Annotated in this window: 5 protein-coding genes; 4 read left to right on the top strand and 1 reads right to left on the bottom strand. The window is 74.2% G+C overall.

What is annotated here, in order from left to right; genetic code table 11:
* A partial coding sequence (locus AA75_RS38395) for a HAMP domain-containing protein (protein ID WP_033825081.1) occupies positions 1–3,511 on the top strand: 3,511 nt, incomplete at its 5' end.
* Between the two features lie 62 nt (positions 3,512–3,573).
* Complete coding sequence (locus AA75_RS38390) at positions 3,574–6,078, top strand: SpoIIE family protein phosphatase (RefSeq protein ID WP_082527154.1); 2,505 nt, start codon at positions 3,574–3,576, stop codon at positions 6,076–6,078.
* A 230-nt stretch (positions 6,079–6,308) separates the two neighbouring features.
* On the opposite strand, the gene AA75_RS38385 is transcribed toward AA75_RS38390, so the two are convergent.
* Entirely contained in the window at positions 6,309–6,638 is a 330-nt protein-coding gene (locus AA75_RS38385; RefSeq protein WP_233289371.1) for a hypothetical protein, read from the bottom strand.
* A gap of 142 nt (positions 6,639–6,780) precedes the next feature.
* On the opposite strand from AA75_RS38385, the gene AA75_RS38380 reads away from it, so the two are divergent.
* The gene (locus AA75_RS38380; protein WP_033825079.1) at positions 6,781–7,347 is read left to right on the top strand and encodes an isochorismatase family protein; all 567 of its coding nucleotides are present in this window, start codon (positions 6,781–6,783) and stop codon (positions 7,345–7,347) included.
* Positions 7,348–7,396: 49 nt separating this feature from the next.
* Positions 7,397–8,626, top strand: a complete 1,230-nt coding sequence (locus AA75_RS38375) for a GDSL-type esterase/lipase family protein (RefSeq protein ID WP_082527153.1) — start codon at positions 7,397–7,399, stop codon at positions 8,624–8,626.
* The last annotated feature ends 253 nt before the right edge of the window (positions 8,627–8,879 follow it).

Raw genomic sequence — 8,879 nt, 5'->3', positions numbered from 1 at the left:
GGTGGGGACCGAGGGCCGGCTCGGCGGGCAGGCCGACGTCCGGGACGTCTCCGGGACCTGGCGCGACCTCACCGAGTCCGTCAACGTGATGGCGGACAACCTGACCGCCCAGGTCCGCTCGATCGCCGAGGTCACCACCGCGGTCGCCCGCGGCGACCTGTCGCAGAAGATCAGGGTGGACGCGCGCGGGGAGATCCTGGAGCTCAAGGAGACCATCAACACGATGGTCGACCAGCTGTCGGCGTTCGCGGACGAGGTGACCCGCGTCGCCCGCGAGGTCGGCACCGAGGGCAACCTCGGCGGCCAGGCGACCGTCCGCGGCGTCTCCGGTACCTGGAAGGACCTCACCGACAACGTCAACGTGATGGCCTCCAACCTGACCGGACAGGTCCGCTCGATCGCCCAGGTCGCCACCGCCGTCGCCAAGGGCGACCTGTCGCAGAAGATCACCGTCGAGGCCAAGGGCGAGGTCGCCGCGCTGGCCGGCGTCATCAACACCATGGTCGACACGCTCTCCGCGTTCGCCGACGAGGTGACCCGGGTCGCCCGCGAGGTGGGCACCGAGGGCACCCTCGGCGGGCAGGCCCGGGTCCCCAACGTCGCCGGGACCTGGAAGGACCTCACCGACAACGTCAACTTCATGGCCCACAACCTCACCAGCCAGGTCCGCAACATCGCCCAGGTGACCACCGCCGTCGCCAACGGCGACCTCACCCGCAAGATCGACGTCGACGCCCGCGGCGAGATCCTGGAACTCAAGACCACCATCAACACCATGGTCGACCAGCTGAGTTCGTTCGCCGCGGAGGTCACCCGGGTGGCCCGTGAGGTCGGCAGCGAAGGCCGGCTCGGCGGCCAGGCCGAGGTCGAGGGCGTCTCCGGCACCTGGAAGCGGCTCACCGAGAACGTCAACGAACTGGCCGGCAACCTCACCCGCCAGGTCCGTGCCATCGCCGAGGTGACCAGCGCCGTCGCCGCCGGCGACCTGACCCGCTCGATCACCGTGGACGCCTCCGGCGAGGTCGCCGACCTCAAGGACAACGTCAACTTCATGGTGGAGTCGCTGCGCGAGACCACCCGCGCCAACGAGGAACAGGACTGGCTCAAGTCCAGCCTGGCCCGGATCTCCGGCCTGATGCAGGGCCAGCGCGACCTCGACGTGGTCGCCGAGCTGGTCATGGACGAGCTGACCCCGCTGGTGCACGCCCAGTACGGCGCGTTCTACCTCGCCGAGGAGAGCGAGGACACCACCCACCTCAACCTGATCGGCTCCTACGCCCGCCACGACGGGGCGGCCGTCCGGCGCTTCGGGCTCGGCCAGTCCTTCGTCGGCCAGGCGGCCCGCAGCCGCCGCACCATCGCCGTCGACGACCTGCCGCCCGGCTACGTGACGGTCTCCTCCGGCCTCGGCCGCACCGAGGCCGTCTCGCTGGTGGTCCTGCCGATCGTGGTGGAGGACCAGGTGCTCGGCGTGATCGAGCTGGCCACCGTCCGCGCCTTCACCCAGGTCCACCGGGACTTCCTGGAACAGCTGATGGAGGTCGTCGGCGTCAACGTCAACACCATCGTCGCCAACGCCAGGACCGACGAACTGCTCGGCGAGTCCCAGCGGCTGACCGCCGAACTGCAGGCCCGCTCGCGCGAACTGCAGGCCCGGCAGGAGGAACTCCAGGAGTCCAACGCCGAACTCGAGGACAAGGCCGAGCTGCTGGCCGCGCAGAACCGCGACATCGAGACCAAGAACCTGGAGATCGAGCAGGCCCGGCAGGAACTCGAGGACCGCGCCCACCAGCTCTCACTGGCCTCCAAGTACAAGTCCGAGTTCCTCGCCAACATGAGCCACGAGCTGCGCACCCCGCTCAACAGCCTGCTGATCCTCGCCCAGCTGCTCGCCCAGAACCCGGCCCGCAACCTGACCGCCAAGCAGGTCGAGTACGCCGGCATCATCCACTCCGCCGGCTCCGACCTGCTGCAGCTGATCAACGACATCCTGGACCTCTCCAAGGTCGAGGCCGGCAAGATGGACATCAGCCCCGAGCACGTGCCGCTGCGCCGGCTGCTGGACTACGTCGAGTCGACGTTCCGGCCGCTGACCGGCCAGAAGAGCCTGACCTTCGACGTGACCCTGGCCCCCGAGGTACCGGAGGGCCTGCTGACCGACGACTACCGGCTCCGGCAGGTGCTGCGCAACCTGCTCTCCAACGCCGTCAAGTTCACCGAGCGCGGCGGGGTGGAGCTGCGGATCGGGCTGGTCGAGGAGCGGCAGGCACCCGAGGCGGCCCGGCGCGGCGGCCCGGTGATCGCGTTCCGGGTCCACGACACCGGCATCGGCATCGCCCCGCAGCACCTGGAGACCGTCTTCGGCGCCTTCCAGCAGGCCGACGGCACCACCAGCCGCCGGTACGGCGGAACCGGCCTCGGACTGTCGATCAGCCGCGAGATCGCCTTCCTGCTCGGCGGGGTGATCACCGCCGAGAGTACCGTCGGCCAGGGCTCCACCTTCACCCTGTACCTGCCCGCCGACCGCGCCGACCTCGCCGGACCCGGCGTCCCCGGCACCCGGACCGAGCCCGAGGCCGTGAGCGCCCCCGCCGGTGGCGAACGGCGCACCACCCCCGCCGCACCCGCCGCCGCGCCGGTCCGGCCGCGCCGGCTGCTGGTCGTCGAGGACCGTCCCCGCGGCCTGCTCTCGCTGGTCGCCGAGAGCGCGCTGGCCGACCTCGCCGACCCCGGCGGCCACCCCCGCGGCGGCGACACCCGCGGCCCGGTGGAACTGGTCACCGCCGTGGGCGCGCAGGAGGCGGCCGCCGCACTGGCCACCACCCCCTGCCACTGCGTGGTCCTCGAACTCGACCTGCCCGACGGGGCCGCCGAACGCTTCCTCGGCGAGATGCACCGCGACCCGGCCCTGCGCGGCGTGCCCGTCCTCGCCCACCACGGCCGCCGCCTCGGCACCGACGAGGAGCAGGCCCTGCACGACCGCGCGGCCGGCCGCCCGCTGGAACTCATCTCCAGCCTCGACGAGCTGCGCGAACGGATCGCCCTGCACCTGAGCGCCGAGCGGCCCGGAGACGTGCTGCCCCCGGTCCGCGCCGAGGCCGCCGCCCAGCCGGCCGCCGACGACCTCGACACCGCCTTCGCCGGCCGGACCGTCCTGGTGGTCGACGACGACGACCGCAACCTCTACGCCATCACCGGCATCCTCGAACTCCACGGCATGCGCGTGCTGCAGGCCGAGAACGGCCGCGCCGCGATCGACACCCTGGCCGCCCACCCCGGGATCGACGTCATCCTGATGGACGTGATGATGCCCGAGATGGACGGGTACACGGCCACCGCGGCGATCCGCGCGATGCCCGAACACGCCGACCTGCCGATCATCGCCGTCACCGCCAAGGCGATGGTCGGCGACCGCGAGAAGAGCCTCGCCGCCGGCGCCAGCGACTACGTCACCAAGCCGGTGGACGCGCACGACCTGATGGCCCGGATCAAGAGCCGGCTGACCGTCTGACCCGCGTCCGCCCGGCCGTTCGGCGCCCGACCGGTGCCCCGACACCCGAGGAGCAACCCGTCGTGCACGACCCCCACCAGAGCGGACCAGGACCCGCCGGCCCCCGCCCCGACACAGACGGCCCCGGCGAACCGGCCCCCGACCCGGCGCCCGGCGTCGCCGTCCTCGCCCGGGACCCGGGGGCCGATTCCGCCACCGACGGCCTCACCACCGACGGCCTCACCCCCTGGGACCCCCGCGCGGTCGGCCGGCTCGCCAGCACCGTCGAGCGGCTGCGCGACGAACTGGAACGGGCCCAGGCCGGGACCGAGGGCCGCGCCCTGGTCGAGATGGCCATCGGCATCCTGATCGAACGGCTCAGCTGCAGCCCGACCCAGGCGGCCGGACAGCTCGACACCCTCGCCGAACAGGCCGGCCTCTCCGTCCTGGAACTGGCGGCCGACCTGGTCAACCGGCGGTCCGCCGACCGGATCGCCGCCGCCGCCCGCGAGTTCGTCACCGCGGCCACCGCCCCGGACGCCCCCTCGGTCGGCCTGCGGCTGCGCGCCGCCGAGGCCGGCGCCCTCGCCGGGGCCGACGCCGAGGCGGTCGCCGCCTCGATGCTGGACCACGCCCTGCGGCCGCTCGGCGCGGAGGCGGTCGCGATCTGGGCCGCCCACCCCGACCAGTCGCTCTCGCTGGCCGGCAGCGCCGGCTTCGACGCGGGCGAACCGGCCCGCTGGCGCTACGTACCACCCGGCGTACCGACCCCCGCCCGCCAGGCGCTCGACCGCCGCCACACCGCCGACTACCCGTCACTGGCCGACGCCGGCCTGCCGTCCATCGGCCACCACCAGCTCTCCGGCGGACGCGTCGCCCTCCCCGTCGGCTCGGCCGGCCGGATCATCGGCGCCCTGGAGATCTGCTGGAGCGGCGAACTGCCCCCGCACAGCCGGCCCGAACGCCGCCAGATCGAGGCACTGGCCGAACTGTGCGCCACCGCCCTCGAATCACAGCCCGCCACCGGGCCCGGACACCCGGCCGGCGAGAGCGCCGACCAGCAGCTCACCGAACTGCTCCAGCTCGCCGACGGCCTCCACGACCCCTGCCTCGTCCTGGAACCCCTCACCGGCGCGCCCGACCTGCCCCTGCGCTTCCTGATCCGGCACGTCAACCCCGGCTTCGTCGACTTCGCCGGCCGCCGGCCCGGCGCCGTGGTCGGCACCCGGCTGCTCGACGCCTACCCGCTGGCCGCCGAACCCGGCGGACTCTTCGAGAAGGTCGAGCACGTCTTCGCGACCGGCGAACCGTTCCGCGCCGAGAGCATGCGGCTGGCGGCCCTGGTCGACGGCGTCCCGCTGACCACCGAGGCCCGGGTCAGCATCAGCCGCCACGGCCGGCACCTGGCCGTCGTCTGGCGCCTCGACGACGGCACCCCGCGGGTCGCCCGGCTGCTCCAGCACGCCCAGCGCCTCGGCCGGATCGGCGGCTTCGAGGAGAACCTGACCACCGGCCAGATCGCCTGGAACGAGCCGCTGTTCGAGCTGCACGGTCTGCCGCCCACCGCCCGCCCGATCGCGCTGCACCAACTGCCCGAGCACGCGCACCCCGACGACGCCCACGCCATCGGGCGCTTCCTGCGCACCGTGCTGCACCACCGGCGCGCCGCGTCCACGGCGTTCCGGCTCCAGCGCGCCGACGGTGTCGCCCGCTACATCCGGGTGGTCGCCGAACCCGTCCTCGACGAGCAGTCCCGCCTGGCCGGCGTCCGCGGCGCCTACCAGGACATCTCCGCCCAGCACTGGACCGAGGTCGCCCTCGCCGCCACCCGCGACCAACTCGCCCACACCGAGGCCCAGGCCGCCGAACGCAGCCGGCTCGCCCTCCAGCTCCAGCACGCCATCATGCCGCCCAGCCGCGGCCCGCTGACCCTGAACGACCTGAGGGTCGCCGTCCGCTACCGCCCCGCCGAGAAGGACCACCTGGTCGGCGGCGACTGGTACGACGCGCTCGCCCTGCCCAGCGGCCAGATCCTGCTCTGCGTCGGCGACGTGGCAGGCCACGGCATCGACGCCGCCACCGGCATGGTCGCGCTCCGCAACGCCCTGCGCGGCCTCGCCGCCACCGGCGCCGGACCGGCCCAGCTGCTGGCCTGGCTCAACAGCGTCACCCACCACCTGACCGACAACGTCACCGCCACCGCCGTCTGCGGCGTCTACGACCCGGCCACCCGCCGGCTGCGCTGGGCCCGGGCGGGCCACCTGCCACCGGTCCTGCTCCGGGACGGAGCGGCGCGGACGCTGCCCGACCTCGGCGGCATCCTGCTCGGCGCGATCGACCAGGCCGACTACGAGGAGGGCGAGATCCAGCTGATCCCGGGCGACACCCTGATGATGTACACCGACGGCCTGATCGAACGCCGCGACCGTTCCCTGCAGGCCTCCCTGCACAGCCTGCTGGCCACCGCCCAGGCCCCGCCACCGTCCGACGACCCCGCCGAACTCGAGCACCGCCTGGACCACCTGCTCCGCTACAGCAGCGCGGACACCGACGACGACACCTGCCTGATCGGCGTCAGAATCGGCTGACCCGCCGTGGCAGCGGCGCTGCGACGGCGGGTCCGGGTGGTCGGGCGGGTGGAGTCGCTCAGCACTGCGGCCGACGGCCGTGGTTGGCCTTGCGCCTCGCGCGGCCCTTCTTCTTGCGGCGACGCTTCGATGACATGGCCGCTCCTCTCGCAGCAGACGGTCCTGGCACCCCCTTCCTCCCACGGTGGCACACCGGGGCCGGGGCGGCGCGGCGTCCGCGGGCCCGGGTGTCAGCTGTACCAGGACGCCTCGGTCGGCCGCGCGGTGCGGGGCACCGGCCGTAGCGGCATCGGCCACTGCCGGTCACCGTCGGCCAGGACGCAGACCGGGTCCCCGCGCATCGCCCCCGGCAGCTCCAGCCGGACGTCGATGCCGACGGGCGGATCGGTCGGCAGCACCGTGGTGAGCGTCCGGGCCCCGGCGTGGTGGCCGTGGAGCCGTTCGAACCCCACCGGCTTCCCGTTCACCAGGAGCTCCAGCTCCCGTACGGTGCCCAGGTGCACCACGGCCGTCACCGAACAGCCGGCGTGCTCGCGGTGGAACTGGTAGTCGCGGCCCATGAACGCCTCCCGTCACCGGCCCCCGGGCTCCATCGTGACACCGCGCGCCGCGAGCGGCCGTCCGCGGCCGCTCCCGCCCCCGCCGCGGGGCCCGGGGCATAGCATCGTCGGGACCGTGATCCGCACACCCCCGGGGGGAACCATGACCACGCTGGCCGACCGACCCAACACCGCCCTGCTCGTCATCGACGTGCAGAACGGCGTCGTGGCCCACGCCCACGACCGCGACACCGTCATCGCCAACATCGCCGCCCTGGTCGAGCGGGCGCGCACCGCCGGGGTCGACGTCGTCTGGGTCCAGCACAACGACGACGAGCTCCGCAGCGGCACCGAGAGCTGGCAGTACGTGGGCGAGCTGGTCCGCCAGGAGCCCGAGGCGCTGGTGCAGAAGGCCTACGGCGACTCCTTCGAGGACACCGACCTGGAGGCGGTGCTCGCCGCCCGCGGCGTCGGCCACCTCTACGTCGCGGGTGCGCAGACCGACGCCTGCATCCGCTCGACCCTGCACGGCGCGATCACCCGCGGCTACGACGCGACCCTGGTCGGCGACGCCCACACCACCGAGGACCTGTCGGCGTACGGCGCGCCGACGCCCGAGCAGGTCATCGCCCACACCAACCTGTACTGGCAGCACCACTCGGCGCCCGGCCGTACGGGCGGTACGGTCGCCACCGCGGACGTCGACTTCGGCCCGCGCACCGCGGCCTGAGGCCGGAAAGCAGTTGCGCAACCCCTGACCCGGTCAGCAGGGTGCGGGGATGGACACCCGAACCGACGACGGCGCCGCCGCGGACCCCGCGGCACCCCGGACCTCCCCGCAGCTCGGCGCACTCACCGAGACGCCCATCACCGCGGCCCTGCTGCGCGGCGCCCTCGACCTGGAACGCACCGAGCACGGCCTGCTGCCGCACCGGCTGCCCGCCCGGGCCCGGGCCCAGTGCGCCAACGGGCAGCTGGCCATGGCCGCGGCCCAGCCCTCGGGGGTCCGGCTGGTCCTCGCCACCCGGGCGACCGTCGTCGAACTGGATGTGCTGCCCACCAAACTGGCCTACCCGGGCGTCCCGCCCCGGCCCGACGGCGTGTACGACCTGGTGGTCGACGGCCACCGGGCCGGCCGGGCCACCACCGCCGGCGGCAAGGTCATGACCGTGGACCTGGCCACCGGCGCGACGGTGACCCGGCCGGGCCCGGTCGCCACCGTCCGGTTCGCCGGACTGCCCGCGGACGACAAGCGGGTGGAGATCTGGCTCCCGCACCGGGAGGTCACCGAGCTGGTCGCGCTGCGCACCGACGCCCCCGTCGAACCGGCGTCGGACCAGGGCCGCAAGGTGTGGCTGCACCACGGCAGTTCGATCAGCCACGGCTCGGACGCCGACAGCCCCACCACCACCTGGCCGGCGCTGGCCGCCGCCGGCGGCGGCGTGGAACTGGTCAACCTGGGGCTCGGCGGCAGCGCCCTGCTCGACCCGTTCACCGCGCGGGCCATCCGGGACACGCCCGCGGACCTGATCAGCGTCAAGATCGGCATCAACCTGGTCAACACCGACCTGATGCGGCTGCGCGCCTTCGTCCCGGCGGTCCACGGCTTCCTCGACACCATCCGCGACGGCCACCCCGACACCCCGCTGCTGGTGGTCTCCCCGATCCTGTGCCCCATCCACGAGGACACCCCCGGGCCGTGCGCGCCGGACTTCAGCGACGGGAAGCTGCGGTTCCGGGCCACCGGCGACCCGGCGGAGCGGGCCGCCGGCAAGCTGACACTCACCGTCATCCGGGAGGAACTGGCCCGGCTCACCGCCGCCCGCGCGGCCGACGACCCCCACCTGCACCACCTGGACGGCCGGGACCTCTACGGCGAGGCGGACTACGCCGAGCTGCCGCTGCCCGACGAGCTCCACCCGGACGCCGCCACCCACCGGCGCATCGGCGAGCGGTTCGCCGCGCTGGCCTTCGGCCCCGGCGGCCCGTTCGGCACCGGAGCGGCCTGAACACGCGGCCGTACGGGCGGTCGCGGGCGCGGCCGCGGGCGCGGTTACGGCAGCGCCCCGGCGAGGACGGTGCCCACCACCCGCCGGACGGCCGACGGGTCCGGCGGGGTGCCCGTACGGTCGGCGAACAGCGCTCGCGCAGGTGTTGCACGAGGTCGGCGCGGCCGTCGACGCGCTGGGCGGCAGCTTCACGGCGCGGTCCTCGACGCTGACGGTCACCGCGGTGCGGTCCACCGTGGGGTGAGCGCGCCGC

Origin of the sequence: Kitasatospora sp. MBT63 (assembly GCF_000710465.2) — a bacterium.
Taxonomy (GTDB): Bacteria; Actinomycetota; Actinomycetes; order Streptomycetales; family Streptomycetaceae; genus Kitasatospora.
The sequence above is the reverse complement of the archived record's forward strand: the minus strand, read 5'-3'. Positions and strand labels throughout refer to the sequence as shown.

Coding starts and splice junctions, on each gene's coding strand:
- AA75_RS38380 (WP_033825079.1), top strand. CDS start 6,781: ATGACCACGCTGGCCGACCGACCCAACACCGCCCTGCTCGTCATCGAC.
- AA75_RS38385 (WP_233289371.1), bottom strand. CDS start 6,638: ATGGGCCGCGACTACCAGTTCCACCGCGAGCACGCCGGCTGTTCGGTG.
- AA75_RS38375 (WP_082527153.1), top strand. CDS start 7,397: ATGGACACCCGAACCGACGACGGCGCCGCCGCGGACCCCGCGGCACCC.